The organism is Flavobacterium flavipallidum (genome assembly GCF_038289905.1).
Classification (GTDB): Bacteria; Bacteroidota; Bacteroidia; order Flavobacteriales; family Flavobacteriaceae; genus Flavobacterium; species Flavobacterium flavipallidum.
Window position 1 is genome coordinate 171,705 of record NZ_JBBYHU010000001.1, and the last position, 26,006, is coordinate 197,710.

Annotated in this window: 18 protein-coding genes and 1 tRNA gene; 8 read left to right on the forward strand and 11 right to left on the reverse strand. The window is 33.9% G+C overall.

Annotated elements, in window-relative coordinates:
* Nucleotides 1-34 precede the first annotated feature (34 nt).
* From AAEO59_RS00760 to AAEO59_RS00790, 7 genes are all read right to left on the reverse strand, one after another.
* Nucleotides 35-2,287, reverse strand: coding sequence for a S9 family peptidase (locus tag AAEO59_RS00760; RefSeq protein WP_341698854.1), 2,253 nt, complete (start codon nt 2,285-2,287; stop codon nt 35-37).
* Nucleotides 2,288-2,472: 185 nt separating this feature from the next.
* Complete coding sequence (locus AAEO59_RS00765; protein WP_341698855.1) at nt 2,473-3,882, reverse strand: APC family permease; 1,410 nt, start codon at nt 3,880-3,882, stop codon at nt 2,473-2,475.
* A 75-nt stretch (nt 3,883-3,957) separates the two neighbouring features.
* Entirely contained in the window at nt 3,958-6,117 is a 2,160-nt protein-coding gene (locus AAEO59_RS00770) for a S9 family peptidase (RefSeq protein ID WP_341698856.1), read from the reverse strand.
* A gap of 55 nt (nt 6,118-6,172) precedes the next feature.
* The gene (locus AAEO59_RS00775; protein WP_341698857.1) at nt 6,173-7,405 is read right to left on the reverse strand and encodes an NAD(P)/FAD-dependent oxidoreductase; all 1,233 of its coding nucleotides are present in this window, start codon (nt 7,403-7,405) and stop codon (nt 6,173-6,175) included.
* An 82-nt stretch (nt 7,406-7,487) separates the two neighbouring features.
* Nucleotides 7,488-8,498 (reverse strand): 4-hydroxyproline epimerase, encoded by a 1,011-nt coding sequence (locus tag AAEO59_RS00780; protein WP_341698858.1) that lies wholly within the window; start codon nt 8,496-8,498, stop codon nt 7,488-7,490.
* A 2-nt stretch (nt 8,499-8,500) separates the two neighbouring features.
* Nucleotides 8,501-10,069 carry an aldehyde dehydrogenase (NADP(+)) gene (locus AAEO59_RS00785; RefSeq protein ID WP_341698859.1) on the reverse strand — a complete coding sequence of 523 codons (1,569 nt, stop codon included), beginning with the start codon at nt 10,067-10,069 and terminating at the stop codon, nt 8,501-8,503.
* A 23-nt stretch (nt 10,070-10,092) separates the two neighbouring features.
* The gene (locus AAEO59_RS00790; protein WP_341698860.1) at nt 10,093-11,007 is read right to left on the reverse strand and encodes a dihydrodipicolinate synthase family protein; all 915 of its coding nucleotides are present in this window, start codon (nt 11,005-11,007) and stop codon (nt 10,093-10,095) included.
* A gap of 143 nt (nt 11,008-11,150) precedes the next feature.
* Here AAEO59_RS00790 and AAEO59_RS00795 point away from each other — a divergent pair, with 143 nt between their 5' ends.
* Together AAEO59_RS00795 and AAEO59_RS00800 are read left to right on the forward strand one after the other, a co-directional pair.
* Nucleotides 11,151-11,993: an AraC family transcriptional regulator gene (locus AAEO59_RS00795; protein ID WP_341698861.1), complete on the forward strand. Its 843-nt coding sequence runs from the start codon at nt 11,151-11,153 to the stop codon at nt 11,991-11,993.
* Between the two features lie 252 nt (nt 11,994-12,245).
* On the forward strand, nt 12,246-13,070 hold the full coding sequence (locus tag AAEO59_RS00800) for a universal stress protein (RefSeq protein WP_341698862.1): 825 nt from the start codon (nt 12,246-12,248) through the stop codon (nt 13,068-13,070).
* Between the two features lie 51 nt (nt 13,071-13,121).
* On the opposite strand, the gene AAEO59_RS00805 is transcribed toward AAEO59_RS00800, so the two are convergent.
* Nucleotides 13,122-13,192: transfer RNA gene (locus AAEO59_RS00805), tRNA-Gln, on the reverse strand.
* Nucleotides 13,193-13,431: 239 nt separating this feature from the next.
* Between AAEO59_RS00805 and AAEO59_RS00810 the strand changes: the two genes are divergently transcribed.
* Nucleotides 13,432-16,710 carry a glycosyltransferase family 117 protein gene (locus AAEO59_RS00810; RefSeq protein ID WP_341698863.1) on the forward strand — a complete coding sequence of 1,093 codons (3,279 nt, stop codon included), beginning with the start codon at nt 13,432-13,434 and terminating at the stop codon, nt 16,708-16,710.
* A gap of 90 nt (nt 16,711-16,800) precedes the next feature.
* Nucleotides 16,801-17,454, forward strand: a complete 654-nt coding sequence (locus AAEO59_RS00815; protein WP_341698864.1) for a polysaccharide deacetylase family protein — start codon at nt 16,801-16,803, stop codon at nt 17,452-17,454.
* Here AAEO59_RS00815 and AAEO59_RS00820 read toward each other — a convergent pair.
* Together AAEO59_RS00820 and AAEO59_RS00825 are read right to left on the reverse strand one after the other, a co-directional pair.
* Nucleotides 17,451-17,747 carry a thioredoxin family protein gene (locus AAEO59_RS00820; RefSeq protein WP_341698865.1) on the reverse strand — a complete coding sequence of 99 codons (297 nt, stop codon included), beginning with the start codon at nt 17,745-17,747 and terminating at the stop codon, nt 17,451-17,453. The two genes, AAEO59_RS00815 and AAEO59_RS00820, sit on opposite strands and share 4 nt — an antisense overlap.
* A gap of 75 nt (nt 17,748-17,822) precedes the next feature.
* Nucleotides 17,823-19,055, reverse strand: coding sequence for a metallophosphoesterase (locus AAEO59_RS00825; protein ID WP_341698866.1), 1,233 nt, complete (start codon nt 19,053-19,055; stop codon nt 17,823-17,825).
* A gap of 641 nt (nt 19,056-19,696) precedes the next feature.
* On the opposite strand from AAEO59_RS00825, the gene AAEO59_RS00830 reads away from it, so the two are divergent.
* Both AAEO59_RS00830 and polA read left to right on the forward strand, forming a co-directional pair.
* Nucleotides 19,697-20,323, forward strand: coding sequence for a hypothetical protein (locus AAEO59_RS00830; RefSeq protein WP_341698867.1), 627 nt, complete (start codon nt 19,697-19,699; stop codon nt 20,321-20,323).
* A 382-nt stretch (nt 20,324-20,705) separates the two neighbouring features.
* Complete coding sequence (gene polA / locus AAEO59_RS00835; protein ID WP_341698868.1) at nt 20,706-23,549, forward strand: DNA polymerase I; 2,844 nt, start codon at nt 20,706-20,708, stop codon at nt 23,547-23,549.
* A 57-nt stretch (nt 23,550-23,606) separates the two neighbouring features.
* On the opposite strand, the gene AAEO59_RS00840 is transcribed toward polA, so the two are convergent.
* Nucleotides 23,607-24,653 carry a LacI family DNA-binding transcriptional regulator gene (locus tag AAEO59_RS00840; protein WP_341698869.1) on the reverse strand — a complete coding sequence of 349 codons (1,047 nt, stop codon included), beginning with the start codon at nt 24,651-24,653 and terminating at the stop codon, nt 23,607-23,609.
* A 361-nt stretch (nt 24,654-25,014) separates the two neighbouring features.
* Here AAEO59_RS00840 and rplM point away from each other — a divergent pair, with 361 nt between their 5' ends.
* Nucleotides 25,015-25,470 carry a 50S ribosomal protein L13 gene (gene rplM / locus AAEO59_RS00845; protein WP_066327161.1) on the forward strand — a complete coding sequence of 152 codons (456 nt, stop codon included), beginning with the start codon at nt 25,015-25,017 and terminating at the stop codon, nt 25,468-25,470.
* Entirely contained in the window at nt 25,470-25,856 is a 387-nt protein-coding gene (gene rpsI, locus AAEO59_RS00850) for a 30S ribosomal protein S9 (protein WP_341698870.1), read from the forward strand. Before rplM ends, rpsI begins: the two co-directional genes overlap by 1 nt.
* The last annotated feature ends 150 nt before the right edge of the window (nt 25,857-26,006 follow it).

Sequence of the window (26,006 nt, forward strand, 5' to 3'; positions counted from 1 at the left end):
CCCTAAAATTTTCAATTTCAGACCTTAGAAAAAATCATTTGTATACTTTGTCCCAAGTGGGAGGTGTAACACCCATCAAATGTTGTACAAAATAATCTCTACGCTTGCGTTCACCGTAATCTCCTCCTGCCGAATGCCCCATCCCTGGAATAGTAACTAATTCAAAATTTTTATTTGCTTTTATCAAAGCATTTGCAAACTGCATTGTTGAAGCCGGATCTACATTGTCATCAAGCTCACCTAAAATCAGCATTAAATTACCTCCCATTTGAGCAGCATTAGCTGTATTAGAACAAGCTTCGTATTCCGGTCCTATAGGATAACCCATCCATTGTTCATTCCACCACATTTTATCCATTCGATTATCATGACAACCACAAGAAGAAACAGCTACGTCATAAAAATCAGAATTAAAAACTAAAGCTGCTCCTGCATTTTGCCCTCCGGCTGAAGTGCCATGAATTCCAACTTTATCAATATTCATATAAGGATATTTAGCAGCTGCTGCTTGCATCCACAATTTTCTATCCGGAAATCCACCGTCTTTTAAATTCTTCCAACACACATCATGAAATGCTTTAGAACGATTAGATGTTCCCATTCCGTCAATTTGTACAACAATAAAACCTAATTCAGCTAAGGCTGTCATTGACCAATAATAAGGCTGAAAATTCTTTGGTACAAATGAATCCTGAGGTCCTGCATAAATATATTCGATTATTGGATAAATACGATTGGGATCAAAAGTGGTAGGACGCACAATGATTCCCCAAATGTCTGTTTTTCCATCTCTCCCTTTTGCAGTAAAAACTTCAGGAGCTCTCCATCCTGCATTTAACAAATCAGTAATATCTGCTTGTTGTAATTTTACATTTACTTTTGAATTTGCAACATTTTTCAACAAAGTAACAGGAGCTTTATCTACACTTGAATATTGATCCACATAAAACTGATAATCTGGAGAAAAACTCACTTTATGATTACCATCTTCAGTAGTTAAACGCTTAAAATTTTTACCATCAAAATCAATACGGCAATAATGTAACAAATAAGGATCTTGATTATTATCTAAACCACTAGCCGTGAAATAAATCTGGCGGTTTACCTCATCTACCTTAATTACTTCCCTTAATGGCCAATTTCCTTTTGTAATTTGATTTTTCACCTTGCCAGTATTGGCATCTATCAAATACAAATGATTCCAGCCATCACGTTCTGATGCCCAAATTATTTGATTTGCTTTTCTTAAATTGTAACGGTATTTTTTTCCACTATAGTTAACAAAAGTTGGGCTTGTTTCATCGATTATTACTTTAACCTTACCATCTGCAGCATTTACTTCTAAAACCCTGTAAACCTGATGCCCTCTTTGATTGAATTCAAATGTAAAAGCAGAACTATCATCTTTCCAGTCAAAATTAGAAAGCTCATACTGTTCCTGAAACAACGCCGTTGCAATTGCCAAATGCTTTTTAGATGTAATATCAAATAATTGCGGACTTTTAAATGGCAATTGATCGCCCGGTTTTAAATAATCTCTATCCTGCAATTTGGGTTGAAATTGGTCTTTAGGACTAGATTCAACAAAATAAATTTTATGCTCTTCACCTGGCCTTACTTTATAGGCCATAATTTTTTTACCATCTGGCGACCACTCTAAATAGGAGGAATAATAGAAACCTTTTGAACCATCATAACTCAATTGAGTTTCTAACTGAGTATTTATATTTTTTATGTATAAATTGTAGTTTTTTATAAAAGCAACGTTAATCAAATCCGGTGATTTAACTTCTCGCTTACTTTGTTCATCAAAACGATCTCCCCAATAGGCATTTCTTCTTTGTGTCTTTTTATAACCTCCTTTTATTTTGCTTAATTCATAACTCTTTAAATCACAAGATATTTTTAAAGAATCAGTAGTAAAAACAAGCGTAGAGAAATCTTTATCAAACTCTAAATTATCAATTGGCAGTTGTTTAGAAACTATTTTCTTATCTAAGATTTTAGAAAGGGACGCTGCCAAACGCTCTTGATTGAAAGCAGGAATTTGTTTTTCCTGTTTAGCATCAACCAAGAGAAATTCATTTCCATTCTTAGCATTGTTTACATACCAAAAACTAGTATTATTTACCCAATGAAATTCTTTTGGAGAATTAAAAACTTTATTCTTAAATAAAGAATCTACTGCATTTGCTTTTTGATACTCTTTTAAAGTGCCTTGAGCAAAATTTATATTACCTACAAAAAGTGCTAAAACTACATAAACTCTCATGCTAATTGATTTCATAACTTAAATTTTAATAAAAATATGAAAATTCAATAGAGCGATTTTGGTCAATATTAACTAAAACCAAGACTATATTAACCATAAAAATTATCAACAAAAAAAAACAAGTTAATTTCTACAAGACTAGAATGTAATATTCTGAATAAAATAAAGAAATTAATAAAAAGCTAAAAAGAATGAAAAATTTATTCCTCCTTTTTTACCAAGTAATAAACAGGAATTCCTAGTAGCATGATAAGCACACCCCAGCCACAAGTAGAAAATTTAGTAAATAATAAAGAAATGGACACTGCTGAAGCTACAAGAACATAAATAGCCGGTAATACAGGATAAGCAAATGCTTTGTAAGGCCTTTCTAATTCTGGTTTTGTTTTCCTAAGAATAAAGATCCCACAAATTGTAAGAATATAAAAAACAAGTACAATTATGATTACAAAATCAAGTAGATCACCATATTTGCCCGTAAAACATAAAGCAGAGGCCCAAATACATTGTGCCCAAAGTGCCCAAGCCGGCACACCTTCATGATTTAAAACAGCTGCTTTCTTAAAAAACAAACCATCTTTTGCCATAGTATAATAGACTCTTGCTCCTGCCAAAATCAATCCGTTATTACAGGCAAAAGTTGAAATCATAATCATTATAGCAATAATCAAAGTTCCTATATTACCCAAAATATATTGAGCAGCCACTACCGCAATTCTATCAGATTTAGCAGTTGCTAATTCATCTAAAGACAAAACAGAAACATACATTACATTAGTCAAAACATAAATTATTGTCACAATTAAGGTACCTAAAAACATACTCAATCCCACATTTCGTTTTGGATTTTTAATTTCTCCTGCAATAAAAGTAACACCGGTCCAAGAGTCACTTGAAAACAAAGTTCCAACCATTGCTGCAGAAATTCCTGATAGTAGTGCAACTCCTCCGATAGGTGACCAACTAGCTGTTGATAAATCAAAAGAACGAGGTGACCATGCATTAGCCCAATTCATATTCCAAACTTCAGCTTTTGCACCAAGCAAAAATCCAAAAATGATTAGTCCTGAAATAGACGCAATTTTAATTATAGTAAGAATCGTTTGTAACAACTTACTATTCTTAACACCTCTCGTATTTAAATATGTTAGAAAAACGACTGTTACTACCGAAAGAATTTGAGCAGCATTCAACTTAAAATTTCCCGACTCAAAAAGTATATTTTCGTCACTGACCACAGGAAAAATATAAGCAGTAAACTTAGAAAAAGCAACTCCTACAGCTGCTATAGTTCCGGTTTGAATAACCGAAAAGAAACTCCATCCGTACAAAAAAGCCACTAACTCATTATAAGCTTCTTTTAGATAAACATATTGACCGCCAGCCTTTGGAAACATCGCACTCAACTCACCATAACTTACCGCAGCAATCATTGTAATTATACCCGAAATTAGCCAAATAAGAAGCAACCAACCTACTGAACCAACTTGTCTGGCAATATCGGCACTAACAATAAAAATACCTGATCCAATCATTGAGCCTACCACTAACATTGTTCCGTCAAGCAATCCTAATTCTTTTTTGAATTCTGTCTCATTATTTATTGCCATTTTATTTCTTTTTTATAAGGTTAATTAATTAAAAAATATGCTTAGACTATGACTCTAGGAACAACTCGAATTGAATTATTTTGCTCCCGGAGGGCAATTTTCAATAATGTATTTCATAAATGTATCATTGAGATGTTTTCTCGTTCCCACACCTTCATTAATGCTATGGGAACGATTAGGATAAATCATTAAATCAAACATTTTATCATATTTGACCAATTCATTGATGAGTACTTCTGCATTTTTATAATGAACATTATCATCACCTGTTCCATGGATATATAATAAATTTCCTTTGAGATTTTTTGCATGATTAACTGGTGATGCTTTAGCGTATGCTTCTTCATTCTCCGAAGGCAAGCTCATATATCGCTCTGTATAAATATTATCATAAAAATGCTGATCAGTAACTGCAGCAACCGAAATCCCTGTTTTATAAATTTCAGGATATTGAAACAATAAGTTTAAGGTTACTGCTCCACCACCACTCCAGCCGTGAACAGCCACACGAGTCGTATCAATAAAATTCCATTTCAAAATTTCCTTGGCTGCCATTGCTTGATCACGTGTATTAATAATTCCAATATTTTTATAAATAGACTTGCGCCATTCTGTCCCTTTCATCACTGGAGTTCCTCTATTATCAAGAGCAATTCCAATATAACCTTGAGGAATTAAATTAGAAATAAACCCATTAAAATAAGGCACATCATTAGCTACAGAAGCTGCAGGCTCACCATACACATAAAAAAACAACGGATATTTTTTTGTTGCATCAAAATCAAGAGGTTTAGCCATAATTCCATCCAGCTCCACTCCATCGATTGTTTTAACTTTAAACTTTTCAAGACTAAAATTTCTGATTGGTTTTACAAAAACATCAGCTTCTTTTGGAAAAATCTTTTTATGTTCAACTAACGATAGCAGGCGTGAATTCCAATTTCTGTTGATGTTAGAATTTGTATGAACTGCATAAGCTCCATCTGATGAAAAACTATAGGTATTTGTTCCTTCAAAAACTGAAGGAGTCACTCGTTTTGTTTTTTTAGAATTCAAATTAGTTTCATACAAATAGCGCTGAGTGGCATCAGATGGACTTGACAAATGATAGATGCTTTTTGTTTTTTTATTATAAGTCAAAAAATAAGTGTCAAAATTTACTTTGGTAACTAAGTCTTTCTTTTTGCCGTCAATACTTATTTTATAAATATGCATCCAACCATCTACATCTGAACTCCAAAGAAATGCTTTACCATTATCAACAATTGTACAGGGAAAACCATCATATTTTCCCGCTGAGCTATCAAAAACATCAATCCAGGCTTTAGAACTTTCCTGATAAATTTTATTAGCTACCCCTGAATTTGAGTTGCATCTGTAAAGCGTAACCTGATTTTGTTTTCTATTCAATTGAACAACCATTAACTCATTAGAGTTCAGCCATTGTATTCTTGGCAAGTAATTATTATCCGCTTCACCTGGTATTTTCAACCAATTTACTTTTTTATCTGCAAGGGTAATTACTCCCAATTTTACTGCAGAGGGCTTCTCTCCTGCTTTTGGATATTCAACCGGTATAGTAAATGGATATAGCGCATCGGTATTGTTAATCATCAAATGAAACTTGGTTTCAGTAGCATCTACTCTCCAAAAGGCTATTTGACTTCCATCCGGGCTCCATCTAAATCCATCTCTTGCCATGAGTTCTTCTTCATAAACCCAGTCAAATGTTCCATTTATAATTTTGTCATCACCATCAAATGTCAATTGAGTAATTACTCCTGAATTCAAATCTTCTGCATAGATATTGTGTTTTGAAACATAGGCTATAGTCTTACCATCATTGGAAAATTTAGCAAACATAAGCGACGATTTATCTAAACTTTTACCTACTTGTCTCCCTTTTTTTGTAGTCAAATCAATAAACCAATAATCACCTTTAGTGTTTGCTCTCCAAACTCTTTGTGAATTAGTATAAATTAAAATTTTATCCTGAGTAGCATTCCAAATTATTTCTTCAATCCCTCCTTGAAATCCAATAGCGTTGAGTTGGTCTTTAGTTAAAAAAACTGTCTTTTTATCTAATTCATCTGCGTTATAAATTACCAAACCGCCCTTTTCATTTACCCAAAAAGAATGCGATTCCGGTAACCAATTTATTCGATTTAAATCAAGGGAAACCTGTCCAAAAACAGCATTTATAAAAAAGAAAATTACCAAGACAAATTTATTCATAGTCGATTAGGTTTTAAATTACTCAACGCTTTATTAAATAAAAATCAATTATTTACTATTGAAACATAGAGACATCAACTGAAGTTGGTTTTTCAGCAATCAGTTCTGCCACAATCTTAGCTGTTGCAGGTGCTAAGCTTAATCCCATCATAGCATGTCCCGTTGCTATAATTAAATTCTTTGTTTGGGTATCTCTCTTAATTATAGGCATTCCAGAAGGTGTACATGGTCTAAATCCAAACCAGGTATCACTTTCTTTTGGCATTTCAACATCTAAATCCGGATAAAATTCGTTTATTGAATTCACAATCCCTTTAAGTCTGTTTTGATTAATCTTGGTATCTTTAGTACTGGTTATTTCCATAGTACCTCCAAAACGAATATCAGTGTTCATTGGTGTTACAGCCACTTTTCCTTCGCATAGTATAGCTGGAATACGTGGCTTATGGATTTGATCTTTTAGTGTAAAACTATATCCCTTACCTGGTAAAATAGAAATAGATAAATTAAGTTTTTTAGCTAATTCAGGACTCCAGGAACCTGTTGCTAATACTACCTCATCTGTTGTAAAAATTCCTTTATCAGTGTTGACACCTCCTATAGTATTTCCTCTAAAAATAAAATCTTTCACACAAGTATTACTGTATATTTTAACATCAAAACGTTTCAATTCATCCTTAATGAATTGCATGAATTTTTGAGGATATAAATGCGCATCACTTTTATAATGTACTCCACCTATCACGTTAGTTTTAGTACCTGTTTCTAATTTAGCAACCTCTTCTTTAGAAAGAAAATCAACTTCTAAGCCTAATCCTTCTGCCAATTTCCCTTCATGATAAATTTCTTCTGCTGTCTTATCGGTTTTATAAAGCATTAAAAGTCCTTTTTCTTCATAGAAAAAAGATGCACTTTCTTTAGCCAAATCCTGATATAATTCTTTACTTAAAAGTGACAAATCACAAAGAGCTGGCATCGATTTTTCAACATGTTGTGGAGTCGCGCTTTTATAAAATTGCCATCCCCATTTTAATAAATCTACGTTCAATCTTGGCTGAACATAAAAGGGACTTTGACTGTCAAACATCCATTTTATTCCTTGTGCCATCATTCCGGGTTGCGCCAACGGGATAATATGAGAAGGAACAATCATACCTGCATTTCCATAAGAACAACCATCTGTCATATCCGACTTATCAAAAACAACTACTTCATGACCTTCTTTGGCCAAATAATACGCTGAACACAAACCTATTATACCACCACCTATAATACTTACTTTTTTCATTATGCTATAAATTTAAAAATCATTGGCACGAAGCATCTACAACACACCAATGATTTTTTTTTTTAATAATCATTAACCAAAATTAAATCACTTGAAAACCAAATGCATAAGGATCATCTTCATCATCAATAATGATGTTATTGTATCCATACACTTTTGCCCATCCCTGAATACTTGGAACAATAGCCTTAATATCTCCAATAGAAGTTTCTTCTTCTACTCGTCCAATAAATTTACTTCCAATATAACTTTCATGTATAAAATCTTCTCCTTTTTTCAATTTCCCTTTGGCGTGAAGCTGCGCTATTCTTGCAGAAGTTCCCGTTCCGCAAGGAGATCTGTCAATAGCTTTATCTCCATAAAAAACAGCATTTCTGCCAGAAGAAGTTGGGTCGATAGGATCACCTGTCCAAAGCATATGCGTCACATCCCTAATGGTATCATTTTCGGGATGAATAAACATATTTGGGTATTTTTCATTAATTCTTTTTCGAACCTCCTGACTGTATTGCACAATTTTAGAAGCAGTAAAATCCTGAACTCCTGAAAAATGTTGCTGTGGGTCTACGATAGCATAATAATTTCCACCATAGGCAACATCAAAAACAATTTCCCCTAATTCCGGACAATCTACAGTAAGTCCTTCGGCTGCCAAATACGATTTCACGTTTGTTAAACGAACCCAATCTACTTTTTTACCCGTTTGTTGGTACTCAATTTGGACTAAACCTGCCGGAGCTTCCATCTTTATTTTCCCAGGTACTTTAGGAACAACCAGCCCTTCTTCGATTGCAATTGTAATAGTTCCTATCGTTCCATGACCGCACATAGGCAAACAACCTGAAGTTTCTATAAATAAAATTCCAAAATCATTTTCTGGATTGCTCGGCGGATAAAGTATACTTCCACTCATCATGTCATGGCCTCTGGGTTCAAACATGAGTCCCTTTCTAATCCAATCGTACTCTTTTAAAAAATGTTGACGTTTTTCACTCATGTTAGCGCCAACTAAATTGGGCCCTCCACCAGCTACTACTCGTACAGGATTCCCACAAGTATGAGCATCTACACAAAAAAATGTTTTTCTTGGCATATTTATATACTGTCCTTAGTTATTATATCATTCAAAGTTCGAGTAATAGATAAAGGATTTTCATCTTTTAAAGCCTCAGGTAGCATCTTATTTGGCCATCCCTGAAAGCTTACAGGTCTGACCCATCTTTTTACCGCTGTAGTCCCCACTGAAGTGAATTTACTATCGGAAGTTGATGGATATGGACCTCCGTGAGTCATAGCTGAACAAACTTCAACTCCTGTAGGTACACTATTAAAAATTAATCGTCCAACTCTGTTTTTTAGCAAATCAATAGTAGTTTTAAAACTTTCTAATTCAGAAAGATCAGCATTAAGAATCGTTCCTGTCAATTGACCTTCTAAGTTCTGAATAATCGTATCCAATTGTTCTTTAGATTCACATTTAACCACTACTGAAAAAGGACCAAAAACTTCATTGTGAAAAGCTTTATTTTTCAAAAACAAATCTCCTGAGACTGAAATTAGATTTTGCAATGCAAAATTTTCTTTTACTTCAATGTCCAAATTAGTTAATTGGTTATATCCTTCTTGTGCTAAAACTTCCTTTTTATGAGCTTCGTAAGCAGCTTTAATATTAGGATGTAACATACAACTTGGTTGTATTGCATTTAATTCTGTTGCAAGATGTGCAGCAAAATCATCTAATTCCTGACTGGCAATACCTAAAATAAGTCCTGGGTTAGTACAAAATTGTCCCGTACCCATAGTAATGGCAGCAGCATATTTTTGAGCCCATTCTTTACTGGCATTTTTTAATACTGATGGTAAAACGACCACCGGATTAATACTGGACATTTCTGCATAAACAGGAATTGGTATTTCTCGCTTAGCTGCAATTTCGCAAAGAGCGGTTCCTCCTTTAATACTTCCAGTAAAGCCTACAGCTTTTATTTCAGGATGCTCTACTAATTTTACACCAACAGCTATTCCGCTACTATTTAAATTTGAAAAAACCCCATCAGGCATGCCAGTTTTTTGAGCTGCTTTAATAATTGCCGAAGCTACCATCTCTCCAGTTCCTGCATGAAGTGGGTGAGATTTTACAATAACAGGACAACCCGCTGCTAATGCACTAGCAGTATCTCCTCCTGCAGTAGAAAATGCCAAAGGAAAATTACTTGCTCCAAAAACCACAACAGGACCAATAGGAATAAGCATTCTACGAATATCTAAAGTATCACCAACTTTATTAATGATAGCTTCCACCCAAGATCCCTCTCTAAGCATTGTAGCAAAAGCTTTCAACTGTCCCATTGTTCTGGCTCTTTCGCCCGTAGCTCTTCCTGAAGGGAGACCTGATTCTTTAGTGTAAATTTGTAACAAATCATCACCAAGAGCTTCTATTTCATCTACAATTGCTTCTAAAAAGTCAGCTTTTTTAGCATCAGAGACAGTACTGTATTCTTTAAAAGCTTTTGTAGCTAAGGCAACAGCTTGATTAATTTCTTCATCTGTTGCCTCAACAAAAAATGGTTGGTTAATCAAATTTGCTACTGGATCTATAGTTCTAAATGTAATATCCCCTTTGGCGGAAAGTGAATTTCCAATATAATTTTTTCCAGTAATCATAAATTTGGTTTTATTATTAATGATTATAAATTCAAATAATCAGGTAATGTAGGTCTAGTTTTTAATGCATTTTCAATAATTGCAATAACTCGAGCTCTTTCATCTCCTTGTAGAGGCAACCTTGGTGCACGAACAAATTCAGTTCCTATGTTAGTATAAACTTCTGCTAATTTAATATTCTGCACTAATAATGAATTAATATCTAATTCTAATAAAGGTAAAAACCATCTGTAAATTGCTAAGGCTTCATCATATCTTTTTGCTTTAGCCAACTTATAAACAGCTACTGTCTCTCTTGGAAATGCATCTACTAAACCAGAAACCCATCCGTCACTTCCCATAAAAAGACTTTCAAGCGCTAAAGTATCAACACCTGATAAAATTTTAAGACGTGAACCAAAACGGTTGATAATTCTAGTTACATTAGAAATATCTCTAGTAGATTCTTTTACTGCCTGAATGTTATCATATTTCAACATTTCTTCAAACATATCTAATGTTACTTCAATTTTATAATCTACAGGATTGTTGTAAATCATTATTGGCAAAGAAGTACTTTTAGCTACTTCTGAAAAATAAGTAACTGTTTCGTGATCGGTTGCTTTGTATCGCATAGGAGGCAACATCATAAGACCTATTGCTCCATCCTCTTCTGCTTTATTTGCTGCTAAAATTGCCGCACGAGTAGTTTGCTCTGCAATATTCATAATAACAGGCACTTTACCATCTACCATTCTCACTGTTTCTCTCACTAACTGAGTTTTTTCTTCTTCAAGAAGCGTACTTGCCTCACCAAGGGTTCCTCCTAAAATAATACCGCTTACACCTGCTTCAAGCTGTGCTTTTAGATTAACTTCAAACATGTTGAAATCTAATTTATCATCAGCAGTAAACTTAGTTGTCACTGCTGGCATAACTCCTGACCAATTTACTTTCATAATATATCTACTTTTTTAACAAAATTATAGCTAATTCCATTGTATAGCTTAGACATTGTTAGCCTGTATTAATACTATATTACCTTAAATATTGGATTATTGCTATTTTTTTTTTAATATTTACATAACCAAAATTATATACATTGAAAGTACTACCATTTAAAATACCAAAACCCGAGAAAGAAGCTCTAATATATCAGGAAGATATCGGTCCTATTTTCTACGATAAGTTACATCAACATGAAGAAATTCAAATTAGTTATATCCTAAAAGGAAGAGGAACTCTAATTATTGGTGATTCAATAAATGAATATAAAGAAGAAGATATTTTAGTAATAGGAGAAAATATACCTCATGTTTTTAGAACAGATCAAAATTCTTCTTCTTCATCCGAGATGCTAACCTTGTTTTTTACAAAAAATTCATTTGGAAAAGATTTTTTTAGTTTAAACGACTTGAGTGATGTTGATGATTTTTTTAAAAAATCAGAATACGGAATGAAAGTCTTAACTAAAAAAGAAAAGATTGCTTTATTATTTTTCAAATTAAGAAATCAAAATAAAATACAACGAATTTCATCGTTACTAAAAATTCTGAATCACATTGTTCTTGCTCAAACCAATTCACTTTCCTCCTTTGTTAGCAGAAAAAAATATACGGAAGACGAAGGACGTCGTATGAATGACGTTTTTAATTTTGCTATAAGTTCCTTTGATAAAGCAATAACCTTAGAAGAGGTGGCAGAAAAAGCCAATATGACCAAAAATGCCTTTTGTAGGTATTTTAAAAAAAGAACAAACAAAACATTTTTCCAATTTTTAATTGAAATCCGAATAGAAAATGCCTGTAAAATGCTTCACCACAATAAAGACTTATCTATATCTACCATTTCAGAATTATCCGGATTTCAGGATATTGCTAATTTCAATCGAAAATTCAAAGAATTAAAAGGCATTTCTCCTTCTCAGTTTAGGTCTCAGTTTTAAACATCGTAATTTTTCAATATAGAAACAAATTCAACAGCTATTTTTTTATCAAACAGATAAAATATTGACTGAATAAACATTTAACAACCTTCTCCACCTACACTTCCAATTCCTTAACCAGCAATAAAACAACAATTTAACTCATATACAATTACTTTTATAAACCAAAAATAATTGACTACTGTAAAATTATTCCCTACCTTTATTATTGCATCCAAATTGATTCAAAATCTATTTTCAAAACCAAAAGCCATGAAACGAATCCTAGTACCTACAGATTTCTCTTCGAGAGCCGAAAACGCCCTCAAAGTTGCTGCACAGATTACCCGAAAAAATGACTCTGAAATCCATCTTTTACACATGTTAGAGATTCCAAGTCAAATGAACGACGCTATTACTGGCGCAACTCCAATACCTGAAATCATGCTTTTTATACAAAAAGCAAAAGAAGTCATGCAACAAACCAAGGAAAAAAACTTTCTAAAAGACATAACTATTGTTGACGCTATCAAAATAGAAAAGGCTACACAAGGAATTCTTAGCTACACCAATGACAACGAAATAGACATGATCATAATGGGATCAAATGGAGCTTCAGGATTAACCGAGTTCATCATAGGCTCAAATACTGAAAAAGTTGTACGCTTATCTTCAGTACCTGTAATGGTCATAAAAGAAGAAATAACACAATTCGAACCAAAAAATATCGTTTTTGCATCTGACTTCTCCGAAGAAATCAAAAAACCTTTCCAAAAGATTCTAAATTTCACTAATCAATTTCAAGCTAAACTTAATATGGTTACCATCTGTTCACCGAACAGTTTTAAAACCACATCTTTGGCCAATAAATTAATGAATAACTTTATTCAGGAATTTAACCTTCAAAACTTCTCAACCAACATCTACAACGAAACCACTATAGAAAAAGGAATTACTAATTTCGCAAACGAAATAAAAGCTGATTTAATATGCCTTTGCACACATGGACGCACAGGACTTTCACATTTCTTTAGCGGAAGTATTAGCGAAGATTTAGCAAACCACGGAAACAAACCTTTAATTATATTTAAAATATAAACACAAAGTTTACCGCATAAAAAAAGTCCCGATAAAATCGGGACTTTTTTGTTGGTCCACTAGGACTCGAACCTAGAAAGACGGCACCAAAAACCGTAGTGTTACCATTACACCATGGACCATTCCATGTTTGCCTTACATCACTGTTGTTTTGTTTAGCGAGTGCAAATTTAGAGCATTATTTAGTTTCTGCAAACTTTTTTAGCTTTTTTTTGAAAAAAAAATTTAAAAAAATCAAAACATTTTCACTATCAACCACTTACCAAAAGAACCGTTTTGCAGAAAATTTTGTTAATGCTTCTATCCTTAAATAAAAAAACATTTTCTTTGTAACTCGAAAAAATTAACTAAATATTACTACATGAATAAGGAGTCATTCAATTTCAAAAAATGGAATACTATTATAGGATGGATTACATTTGGAATCGCTTTAATAACCTATTCACTCACAGTTGAACCCACAATGAGTTTTTGGGACTGCGGGGAATACATCGCCACAGCAGCAAAACTTGAAGTGGGTCACCCACCGGGAGCACCTCTTTTCCAAATGATTGGCGCTTTCTTTGCCATGTTTGCTTCAGATGCGCAACATGTAGCTTTAATGGTTAATATGACTTCTGTTTTCTCTAGTGCCTTTACTATCCTTTTTATGTTTTGGTCTTCTACAATGATTCTGAGAAAAATTATTAACAGTTCAGAAGAAACAAATAAAAACAATGACATCGTAATTTTAGGAAGTTCATTTGTAGGATCACTTGCTTATACTTTTTCGGATAGCTTTTGGTTTAATGCTGTTGAAGCCGAAGTATATGCAATGGCTTCATTACTTATTGCACTATTATTCTGGCTGGGATTGCGCTGGGAACAAGACATGGACAAACCAAAAGGAAACAAATGGCTTTTGGCTATTTCTTTAATTGTGGGACTTTCTTTTGGAGTTCACTTTATGGCTTTACTAACTATTCCGGCAATTGGATTTTTGTATTATTTCAAACATTACAAAACAGTAACTATTAAAAATTTCATTATTGCCAATATAGTAGTTGTTTCGATTTTATTATTTATCTTCAAATTACTACTTCCTTTAACGATGGCCTTTTTTGCTAAAGCAGAAGTTTTCACTGTAAACAGCCTTGGAATGCCTTTCAACTCAGGAACCATTTTAGCAGCCTTGGCATTGATTGCAGCTTTCTATTTTGGTTTAAAATACACTAAAGACAAAGGCATGGTAACTTACAACACACTTATCCTATGTGTTTTATTTATCCTAATAGGATTTTCTACCTGGTTAATGCTTCCTATTCGTGCCAATTCAAATGTAATCATCAACGAAAATAAACCATCTGATGCACGAGAAGTTTTAGCTTACTACAACCGTGAGCAATACGGCTCTAATCCGTTATTTTACGGCCCACAATACACTGAAACTTTTGCAGGTTTAGACAAAGACACTCCTTATCTAGACAAAGCACCTAACTATGAGAGAGATTACAAAACAGGAAAATATGTTATTGTAAATAATTATAAAAACGCTGAGCAAAATAGCGATAATGCTCAAAAAGCTTTCTTACCAAGAATGTGGAGTCCTGAACACATTGAAAATTATATCAATTTTACCAATCCTCCACAATTCAGAATCAACCCTGATTACCCTTATGAAAATGATTTAGCAAAATACGGAGTAGATGCAAGCAAACTTTCCGAAGAGGATTACAACAGAGCGATTGCCCAATTAAAAAATGAAGTTGAAAAAACCATTTCTGAATTCCGTCAAGCCTATGCTCAAAAACAAATTGACAACGAAGGTTATGTAAAATTCCTTAGAAGTTACAGCGATTATTTAATAATAGAAAAACCTACCACCACAGATAACCTTCGTTTTATGGTTGAATACCAATTTGGTTATATGTATTGGAGGTACTTAATGTGGAACTTCGTAGGACGTCAAAGCGACAATCAGGGTAGATACGACAATCAAGATGGAAACTGGCTTAGCGGAATTTCATTTATAGACGACATGCATTTAGGCTCTCAGGACAACTTACCTTCAGACGCATTAAACAACAAAGGACGCAACGTATATTATTTTATCCCATTCATTTTAGGACTGATTGGTTTAATGTACCACGCAGGCAAAGATTTAAAAAGCTTTTATGTATTAATGGTTTTATTCCTTTTTACCGGAATTGCATTAAAAATATACCTAAACGAAAGACCTTTTGAACCAAGAGAAAGAGATTATGCCCTAGTTGGTTCTTTCTATGTTTTTGCTATTTGGATTGGTTTAGGCGTTTATTCATTATACGAAAGTGCTAAAAAATATGTCTCTCCAAAAATTATTGGACCTGCAATCGTTGCCGCTTCTTTATTAACCGCACCAGTTATCATGGCATCACAAAACTGGGATGACCATGATCGTTCAGGTAAATATACTGCATTAGCAATGGCTAAAGCTTATTTAAGTTCTTGCGACAAAGATGCCATTTTATTTACTATTGGAGACAATGATACTTTCCCTTTATGGTATGCTCAGGAAATTGAGGGTTACAGAACCGATGTAAAAATCGTAAACACTAGTCTTTTCATGACCGATTGGTATATTGATCAGATGAAAACAAAAACTTACGAATCAGAACCATTGCCTATTTCTTTTACTCACGATCAATATGTGGGAGACAAATTGGATTATGTAGTAAGCATCCCTAAAATCAAAAGTCGTTGGAGTGTAAAAGGTTTTATGGACTTTATCAAACATCCAAAATCAACAGTTGAAATGCAAAATGGACAAGTTATCCATTTCTACCCAACTAACCAACTAAGAATCCCAGTTGATAAAAATGCAATTATTAAGAGTAAAATGGTTCCCGAAAAAGACTATGACTCTATTGTACCTTATATCGATATCGATATTAAAGGAAGTGCTTTATACAAAAACCGACTAATGATGTTGGATTTAGTAGCAAATAACAACTGGAAACGACCTGTTTATTTTAGCGGTGGAGCATTCGACGACGAAGAATACCTTTGGATGAAAGACTACCTACAATTGGACGGAATGGTGTACAAATTAGTCCCTGTAAAAACAAGCATTCCTAAGGACGGAAACCCAATGGAAATGGGAAAAATCGATTCAGACAAAATGTACAACATTATCATGAGTTGGGACTGGGGCAACAGCAACGGAAACATTTACCACGATCCGGAAACCCGTCGTGAAAGCATTACGTACCGTACCAACCTTTCCCGATTGACGAATCAGTTAATTAGTGAAGGAAAAATGGACAAAGCTAAAAAAGTGATTGCTCTAGCCATGGATAAAATGCCAGTAGACAAATTTGGATACTATTCTTTATTAGAGCCATTTGCTGATAGTTATTACAAAGTAGGCGAAGCAGCAAAAGCTCACGCTCTTTTAGACAAACTGATTGGTAAATACAAAGAAAACTTAAATTACTACAGCAAGATGAGTCCATCGGATCAATCTGATATTGCTATCGACATTGTAACCGATATTGAGCGCTACAGAGCCTTACTGGAAGTAATGAAGAAAAACAACGATTCAGCTTTTTTCCAAAAAAACAGAGCTGTTTTCAATACTTATATTGACATCTTTCAACGTTTTGGACGAGATAAAGAATAAGTGAAATTTTCTATTTCATAAAAAAATGTAGCAATCTCAACAAATCGGATTGCTACATTTTTTTTATCTTTAATATCAAATGAAATTCAAATGAAACCCTATTGGATTAAGACACACCCCACAATTAAATTCCTTTTTCCAAAATTAATTTGGGATATTCCTAATAAAGAAAAAAAAGTATATCTTACTTTTGACGATGGACCAACTCCTGAAATAACAGAATGGGTTTTAACCGAATTAGAAAAATACAATGCCAAAGCTACTTTTTTTTGCATTGGCAAAAACATCACCGAACATCCGGAAATTTTCAATAAAATAATTAAAAATGGACACGCTATAGGTAATCATACTAACAACCATTTGAACGGCTGGAAAACAACTACCAAAGAATTTTTAGAAAACATTGAAGCCTGTGAAACCGCTATTTCAAATCTGAAATCTCAATTCTCAATTCTGCAATCTAAAATATTCCGTCCGCCTTACGGCAAAATAAAACCAGACCAAGCTAAAAAGCTCAGACATTTAGGATATAAAATAATCATGTGGGATGTACTCAGTGCCGACTTTGACACCAATATCACTAAAGAAGAATGTTTAGCTAATGTTATAAATAATACACAATCAGGCAGTATAATCGTTTTTCACGACAGTGAAAAGGCCTTTAAAAACTTAGAATACACTTTACCCCAAGTGCTACAACATTTAGCACAAAACAACTACAGCTTTGAAGCCATACGTTTTTAAAGTTGCTCCTGAACAATTGAAATTAGAGAATTAGCATCTAATTCTCCGGATTGTCTCCAAACCATTTGACCGTTTTTATAAACCATCAATGTTGGCAATCCTTTAATTCGCAATGCTTCGGCAAGTTCTTGATTTTTATCCACATCAATTTTAATCACTTTTGCCTTATCTCCTAAAGCAGCTGCAACATCTCTTATTACTTCATGCATAGAAATCGAAGATTCATTCCAGTCTGTGTAAAAATCTATCAACACTGGTACATGTGCACTTATAAGTTCTCCAAATTTTGACATAAAACCTAAGGATTTAATTTTTAAATCTAAGTAAGATAACCATTTCTTTCATACAAATGTAGCATTTTTGACGAATTATGCTACTTTATCCCCTTTTTTTAGTTCAATTACCGTTATTTCAGGCATAATCCCTACTCTACCAGGGTAAGCATGGTACCCAAAACCACGGTTTACATACACATAACGACCTAAATGCTCATACAAACCAGCCCATTGTTTATAGACATACTGAGCCAAACTCCATTTAAAATAGCCCGGAATTTCAATCCCAAACTGCATTCCATGTGTATGCCCTGAAAGCGTTAAATGATAATTCATATCATCATTTTTTACTTCATATTCCCAGTGACTCGGATCGTGACTCATCAGGATTTTAAATTCATTTCCTCGCAAACCTTCAGAAGCTTTTTCCAAATCACCTGCCTGTTTAAAATTTTTACCCCAATTTTCCACTCCTACTAAAGCAATTTTATCATTTCCTTTTTGAATAAAAGTATGTTCATTCAATAGCAACTGAAACCCAATTTGCCCATACAATTCTTTTATTTCTTTAAAGTTTTGATTTTTTTCTGCCTGAGAAGGCCAGTTAACATACTCACCATAATCATGATTACCCAGTACAGAAAACTTTCCATATTCAGGTTTTTTAATACGATTAAAAGTATCAATCCAGGGATGCATTTCTTTGGCATGTGTATTCACAATATCTCCGGTAAATAAAATTAGATCCGAATTTTGCTCATTCACTAAATCGATAGCATAATTAATTTTATCCGGATTATCAAAACTTCCGGAATGCACATCCGAAATTTGAGTAATCGTAAAACCGTCAAAAGCATCCGGTAAATCAGGAAAAAAAATGCGTTGTTTAATCACTTTATAATTGTATTTCCCAATAGTAATTCCATAAATCAAAGATAAAAACGGTACAGCAGCCAATCCTAAACCCAGCTGACTGATGAACTTTCGTCTGGAAGGAAGAAAGCCTTCATTGGTGTTTTCGACAAAATAATTCACCGAACCCATTACCAATCTGAAAATATCTTCGCCCAATAATACAATGGCCAAAACAATTTTAGGAACATACACCAGCAACATCAATCCCATCACAAACATCGTTTGCTTGGTTTGCCCTACTGAACGATCAAAACTAAAAAAGCCGTAAAAAATATAAATTAAAATCGCAACGCTGATAACTGCATAACCGATCAAAAACCATTTGTCTTTCAAAATTGTTTTAAAAGCCTGAAAAGCATACAATTCGATTATAAAAAGAAACACTATAAAAAATAGTAACCTAAAACCCATTTTCAATTATTTTTATACAAATTAACAACTTCTACTGCTTAGTTAAGAACTACTTAATTAAACTTTAACGGAATTGTATTTTTTTAGGAGCAGAAAAATCAGCAACACAACAACGCTACCTCCTGCTTCCCGATAGCTATCGGGACATATATCTTTTTATTTTTTTAGACATACTCATTACTTACAGGATTTCGAAAAACAAAATAAAAAGGATGACGCTTCGATCAGGGCTAGTAAAAACTTATCTTTTTGTAAGAATATTTGACGCATTTAACAATCGTTAGTCCCGAACAAACATTCGCTAATCTATCCAAATATGGGTATATATACGAAAGTTTATCTCGCTTACAAACAAATTACAATAAATTTTTACCGAAATTTGCGCTTAAAAAATCAGGATAAAATCGGTAAGCAGAACGTTATTCGTTTTTAATGAAAATGATGCTGTTTACTTCGAAATGTATTGTTGCAAAAAATGGAATAATTACAAGTATTGTAATGAAAAAAGCTACTACAACACTCGTATGAATTACCGTTTTAAATCATAATTTATTTAAGCCAAAATTTAATCGATTTTCAATTTCTACAACATGCAATAAAGTAGGAACGTTATGGACAATAATAAAATTTAACTATTTTAAATGTTAGAAGCAGAGAATGAATTTCATATTGACCTTGAATTTTTTAATTCAGATTCATTTCGAAGGATCTTGAGTATTGAGTTATTCAAGGATGTTGAGGACATATTCGAACGTAATTATAAGGAATTATTAAATGTTAGAGATGACTCTGGAGACTTGAAGAGAGTAATTCATAATTTTTTAATGTCTAATTCCACTTTGATTGACCAGACAAGGAGACTAATAGTTAAATGCCCTAAAATTGAAACTGAGTTTCGCTTGAAAATATCGAAAAAATATGCGAATTCTCCCCTAAATAGTTTTGTGAAAGATTTACGAAATTACAACACTCATTATTCTCTTCCGTTAATTATGAAACCAGTTGAAATAGAAGAAGGGAAGTTAATTGTGAAGGGGGAAGTCATGGACAAAAATTCATTGTTAAAGTGGAGAGGTTGGAGTTCTCTGAGTTTAACATTTATTAATGAACAAGACAATAGTATTGATATACAGTCAACTTTCAATGACCATTTTAATAATGTGGCTGAACTGTATAATTGGTTAAACATAAGACTAAAAGAACTATATTTTGACGACTTTGAAAAATATAATAACCTACTAAAAGTAACTTCGATTGCAAAAAAATAAAACATACTATCTACAATTTTCTTCCTGATAGTCCCCCGCTACCGCACCAACAATGTCATTAAGTTAAGCGTATTTTGTGTCATTTCGACCAGAGGGAGAAATCACATAAAGTGAACAGCTTGTGTGATTCCTCATTCTTCGGAATGAACAAAACAGGGAGTGTCATTCTTAACTTAATGACATTGACCGCACCAATCCTTTCGTGCAGGAAGCACAGCCAATACTTGAGGAGCAACTTGATGAGATCCCTCATTCTTCGGGATGACAAGATTGAGAAAAATCACTTATCCCTAAACAAACCAATCTCAACAAAGCAATTAGAAATAATCATAAAGTAAATTGAATTCTATATTTTTACATTTCAAATTCAATTTATAAATCAATGTCACAAAAACGTCTTTTTCTACTCGATGCCTATGCTTTAATTTTTAGAGGTTATTATGCCTTTATCAAAAATCCAAGAATTAATTCTAAAGGCATGGATACTTCGGCCATTATGGGATTTATGAATTCGTTAATGGATGTGATTAAGCGTGAAAAACCAGATCATCTGGCGGTAGCTTTTGACAAAGGCGGCAGCGATTTACGTAACGAAATGTTCCCGGAATACAAAGCGAATCGTGATGCGACTCCCGAAGCGATTAAAATTGCAGTTCCTTATATTCAGGAATTATTGCGCGCCATGCACATTCCTATCATTGAAGTTGCCGGTTATGAAGCAGATGATTTGATCGGTACAATTGCCAAACAAGCCGAAAAACAAAACTATCAAGTTTTCATGGTGACTCCGGATAAGGATTTTGCCCAACTGGTATCTGAAAATATTTTTATGTACAAACCGGCCCGAATGGGTAACGGAATCGAAATTTGGGGAATTCCTGAAGTTTTAGAAAAATTTGAAATCGAAAGACCAGATCAGGTTATCGATTACCTGGGAATGATGGGTGACTCTGCGGATAACATTCCGGGATTACCAGGCGTGGGTGAAAAAACCGCTAAAAAATTTCTGGCGGAATACGGTTCACTTGAAAATCTGTTAGCAAACACCCACCAATTAAAAGGTGCCATCAAAACCAAAATTGAAGCCAATGCTGAACTGGGACTGCTTTCTAAAAAACTAGCGACAATTTTATTAGATTGTCCAGTAGTTTTTAATGAAGAAGATTATGAACTTTCGACCCCAGATGTAGAAAAAACAGATGCTTTATTTAACGAATTGGAATTTAGAAGAATGGCAGAACAATTTGATGCTATTTTCAAAAATCCCGCTCAGGCTTTCAATAATCAGGAAGTTCCGGTTGATGATACTAAATTATACAAAAAACCACAGGCAAAAAATCAGGATCAGTTCGATTTGTTTTCAAGCACACTTCCTACTCATAAGAACGAAGTGGTACACCAGCAATTTTACAGCACGCTTGAAAACACAGCACATTCCTACCAAATCATCCAGGGCGATTTAGGTCTTAAATTGTTATTACAAAATTTACAAAAACAAAATTCAGTTTGCTTTGATACCGAAACCACTGGATTGGATGCTTTACACGCTGAACTGGTTGGAATTTCATTTTCTTATGAAAAAGGAAAAGGATTTTACGTTCCGTTTCCGGAAAATCAGGAAGGAGCCAGAACATTGGCAGAAAAATTCATTCCGTTTTTTGAAAATCCGGAAATTGAAAAAATTGGACAAAACATCAAATACGATTTAAAAATCCTTGCCAATTATGGCATTCGCGTAGCCGGAAAATTATTCGACACTATGATTGCACATTATCTGATTAATCCGGATATGCGTCATAATATGGATATTTTATCAGAAACCTATTTAAAATATTCGCCAAAATCTATCGAAGATTTAATTGGGAAGAAAGGGAAAAACCAAAAATCGATGCGTGAAGTCGATTTGGAAGACATTAAAGAATATGCTGCAGAAGATGCTGATGTTACTTTCCAATTGAAAGAGTTATTCGTTAAAGAATTAGAAAAAACAGCCACCCAAAAACTATTTGACGAAATCGAAATTCCGCTTGTTCCTGTTTTGGCGGCTATGGAAACTGAAGGAATCAAATTGGATGTTCCGTTTTTGAATAAAATGTCAGTCGAAATGGCTGCCGAGAGCAACGCATTGGAACAAAAAATATACGAAACGGCCGGAGAGAAATTCAATTTGGCTTCACCAAAACAACTCGGTGATATTTTGTTTGACAAATTAAAAATTGGCGGTGCCAAACAAAAGAAAACCAAAACCGGACAATATGCAACGGGTGAGGAAGTTTTGAGTTATTTGGCTAACGAACACGAAATTGTACGCGATATACTGGAATGGCGCCAAATGGTAAAATTGCAAAGCACTTATATTGATGCTTTACCCAACCAAGTAGATGCCAAAACTGGTCGAGTTCATACGGACTATATGCAAACGGTGGCTGCTACCGGACGTTTGAGTTCGAACAACCCGAACTTGCAAAACATTCCTATCCGTACCGAAAGAGGACGATTAATCCGTAAAGCCTTTATTGCTCGTGATGAAAACCACACACTGGTTTCTGCCGATTACTCTCAAATTGAATTGCGTGTTATTGCAGCATTAAGTGGTGAGGAAAACATGATTAAGGCTTTTCAAAACAACGAAGACATTCACAAATCGACTGCTTCTAAGGTTTTCAATGTACCATTGGAAGAAGTAACTCGCGAACAACGTAGTCATGCCAAAACGGTAAACTTCGGAATTATCTATGGTGTGTCAGCTTTTGGACTTTCGAATCAAACTAACCTTTCCCGTTCTGAAAGTGCCGAGTTGATTGAGGCTTATTACAAAACCTACCCAAGACTAAAGTCTTTTATCAATGAGCAAATTGATTTTGCCCGAGATCATGGCTATGTACAAACGGTTTTAGGCCGTCGTCGTTATTTGAAAGATATTAATTCGCAAAACGCAGTAGTCAGAGGTGCCGCTGAACGAAATGCAGTAAATGCTCCTATTCAAGGTAGTGCCGCCGATATTATCAAAATTGCGATGATTAACATTCATAAAAAACTAAACACTGAGGGATGGAAATCCAAAATGTTATTACAGGTACATGACGAACTCGTATTTGATGTTCACAACTCAGAATTAGAGAAAATCCAACCAATGATTAAAGCCGAAATGGAAAACGCTTTTAAACTTGAAGTTCCTCTAGTTGTCGATTTAGGCATGGGGAAAGACTGGCTGGAAGCGCATTGATTTAAGTGGTCAGTTTTTAGTGAACAGTAATTATAATCAACATAAAAAAATCCATTCTTACTTTTTAAGAATGGATTTTTTTGTTCTGGAAGATTCTCTTTCCTTTAAATTCGTTTTAATAACCACGGTTTGATAAGGTGCTTCGTTTTCTTCGTCAGCCTCAAGGCGGTCGATGAGTAATTTGGCCGCTACTTCTCCAATCTCCACTCCGTGTTGGCTTACTGTACTTAAACTTGGTGTTAATCGTCTGGAAGCCAAAATTCCGTCGGCAAAACCAATGATTGATAACTCTTCAGGAATTTTATAGCCTTTCCTGATAGCCAATTTCAAAGCTGCCACTGAATCACGTTCGTCTAAAGCAAAAACACCATCAATTGTATTATTTTCAAAAACAGATTCAATTTTTTTCTTCATATCCTCTTCAGAATTAGTGCGAAGAATAATATTTTCATTTACCGGAATTCCATTATCTGCTAATGCTTTCAAATAACCTTCAGTTCTCAGTTTCCCCACACTTAAATCATCTACTGAGGAAATTAAAGCAATATTTTTACATCCCGTATCAATTAATCGTTGCGTAACATTCAATGCCGAATCGTAATCATCTACTACCACTTTGTCACATTCTACTTCATCTGCAATACGATCAAACATCACAATTGGCGTTCCTTCATTAATAATATCATTAAAATGAGAGTAATCTTGAAGTTTTTGAGCCTCCTGTGATACCGATAATATAAAACCATCAGTAGTACCATTACTCAACATATCTAATGTATTGATTTCTTTCACCAAGGATTCATTTGAAATACAAGTAATCACATTATACCCTTTAGCGTCGGCTACTTTTTCAATTCCACTAAACACTTTAGCGAAAAAAGAATTCAATATATTAGGAATAATTACTCCTATAGTTTTTGTCTTGCGGTTTTTAAGATTCAACCCAATAATATTAGGTTTGTAGTTTTTAAGTTTAGCATACTCCTTTATCTTAACCTTCGTTTGAGTACTTATCTCTGGGCTATCATTGAGCGCTTTAGAAACAGTAGAAACAGAAACATTAAGTTCTTTGGCAATTTGCTTCAGTGTTGCTTTAACCTTCATATTGAATATAATTGTCTTTATTTTTGGTCTGTTCTTTTTTTCAGAACAAAAAATAGTTATTTATTTGAAAATCCCTTTAAAAATCTGCTTTAAGAAGCATTTCTCACACCACATTCTCTCCACAGCAAGAATGCAAGGTAATCAAATTATTTTTCAAATCAAATCTATGATAATTTTAACATCTGAACCTCATAGGCAAATTTAAAAAAGAAGCCCAATAATGGCATTCAAATATACAATTGATTATCAGCACAGAAACCAAAAAAAATTATTCAATTAAGGTATTTGCATTTAAAATAATTAATTGTACTTTTGCAACCCCTTTATTGGGGACGGAATGTTTAATTAAAAAATTTTTATTGTGAACGCATTAAGCTACAAGACAATTTCAGCTACAAAGGCAAACTCTAATAAAGAGTGGATCGTTGTAGATGCAGAGGGTCATAACTTAGGTCGTCTTGCTTCTAAAGTTGCTATGATTTTAAGAGGTAAGTATAAGCCAAGTTACACCCCACACGTGGACTGTGGAGATAACGTAATTGTTATCAACGCAGAAAAAATCAACCTTACAGGTAACAAAATGGACGAGAAAATTTACATGCGTCATACAGGTTATCCAGGAGGACAAAGAACTTTAACTGCTAAAGTATTGCAAGCTAAAAACCCTGCAGCTTTAGTTGAGAAAGCAGTAAAAGGAATGTTACCTAAAAACAAATTAGGAGCTGAACTTTTCAGAAATTTAAATGTTGTTGTTGGTTCTGAGCACAAACAAGGAGCTCAAAAACCAAGAACTGTTAACTTAAACGATCTTAAGTAATGGGAGTTATTCACAAAATCGGTAGAAGAAAAACCGCTGTTGCACGTGTTTATGTTACAGAGGGAACAGGAAAAATCACTGTAAACAAAAAAGAATTAGCAACTTATTTCCCAACTGCTACTTTACAATACAAAGTTATGCAACCTTTGTCTATGACAGAAAACGCTGAAAACTTTGATGTAAATGTAAATGTTTACGGAGGTGGTATTACTGGTCAAGCAGAAGCTGTAAGAATGGCTATCGCTCGCGCTATGTGTGAAGCAAACGCTGAAAACAGAGGTATTTTGAAACCAGAAGGTTTATTAACGAGAGACCCAAGAATGGTTGAACGTAAGAAATTCGGTCAGAAGAAAGCTCGTAAGAGATTCCAATTCTCTAAACGTTAATATTCGCTGTCTTGTTCAGATGGGACAAGACATTATCAATTATTTATTGAAATTAAAAAACACAGTTATTGTTGCTCTCCTACCAAGGTAGGATTTAGTTTAGCATCTAAATGTATAAAGCCAGAGAAATCGCCATTTATACATTGCTAA

Excerpts from the sequence above, each read along its gene's own strand:
- AAEO59_RS00760 (WP_341698854.1), bottom strand. The coding sequence starts at position 2,287 with ATGAAATCAATTAGCATGAGAGTTTATGTAGTTTTAGCACTTTTTGTA.
- AAEO59_RS00765 (WP_341698855.1), bottom strand. The coding sequence starts at position 3,882 with ATGGCAATAAATAATGAGACAGAATTCAAAAAAGAATTAGGATTGCTT.
- AAEO59_RS00770 (WP_341698856.1), bottom strand. The coding sequence starts at position 6,117 with ATGAATAAATTTGTCTTGGTAATTTTCTTTTTTATAAATGCTGTTTTT.
- AAEO59_RS00775 (WP_341698857.1), bottom strand. The coding sequence starts at position 7,405 with ATGAAAAAAGTAAGTATTATAGGTGGTGGTATAATAGGTTTGTGTTCA.
- AAEO59_RS00780 (WP_341698858.1), bottom strand. The coding sequence starts at position 8,498 with ATGCCAAGAAAAACATTTTTTTGTGTAGATGCTCATACTTGTGGGAAT.
- AAEO59_RS00785 (WP_341698859.1), bottom strand. The coding sequence starts at position 10,069 with ATGATTACTGGAAAAAATTATATTGGAAATTCACTTTCCGCCAAAGGG.
- AAEO59_RS00790 (WP_341698860.1), bottom strand. The coding sequence starts at position 11,007 with ATGAAAGTAAATTGGTCAGGAGTTATGCCAGCAGTGACAACTAAGTTT.
- AAEO59_RS00800 (WP_341698862.1), top strand. The coding sequence starts at position 12,246 with ATGAAACGAATCCTAGTACCTACAGATTTCTCTTCGAGAGCCGAAAAC.
- AAEO59_RS00810 (WP_341698863.1), top strand. The coding sequence starts at position 13,432 with ATGAATAAGGAGTCATTCAATTTCAAAAAATGGAATACTATTATAGGA.
- AAEO59_RS00815 (WP_341698864.1), top strand. The coding sequence starts at position 16,801 with ATGAAACCCTATTGGATTAAGACACACCCCACAATTAAATTCCTTTTT.
- AAEO59_RS00820 (WP_341698865.1), bottom strand. The coding sequence starts at position 17,747 with ATGTCAAAATTTGGAGAACTTATAAGTGCACATGTACCAGTGTTGATA.
- AAEO59_RS00825 (WP_341698866.1), bottom strand. The coding sequence starts at position 19,055 with ATGGGTTTTAGGTTACTATTTTTTATAGTGTTTCTTTTTATAATCGAA.
- AAEO59_RS00830 (WP_341698867.1), top strand. The coding sequence starts at position 19,697 with ATGTTAGAAGCAGAGAATGAATTTCATATTGACCTTGAATTTTTTAAT.
- polA (WP_341698868.1), top strand. The coding sequence starts at position 20,706 with ATGTCACAAAAACGTCTTTTTCTACTCGATGCCTATGCTTTAATTTTT.
- AAEO59_RS00840 (WP_341698869.1), bottom strand. The coding sequence starts at position 24,653 with ATGAAGGTTAAAGCAACACTGAAGCAAATTGCCAAAGAACTTAATGTT.
- rpsI (WP_341698870.1), top strand. The coding sequence starts at position 25,470 with ATGGGAGTTATTCACAAAATCGGTAGAAGAAAAACCGCTGTTGCACGT.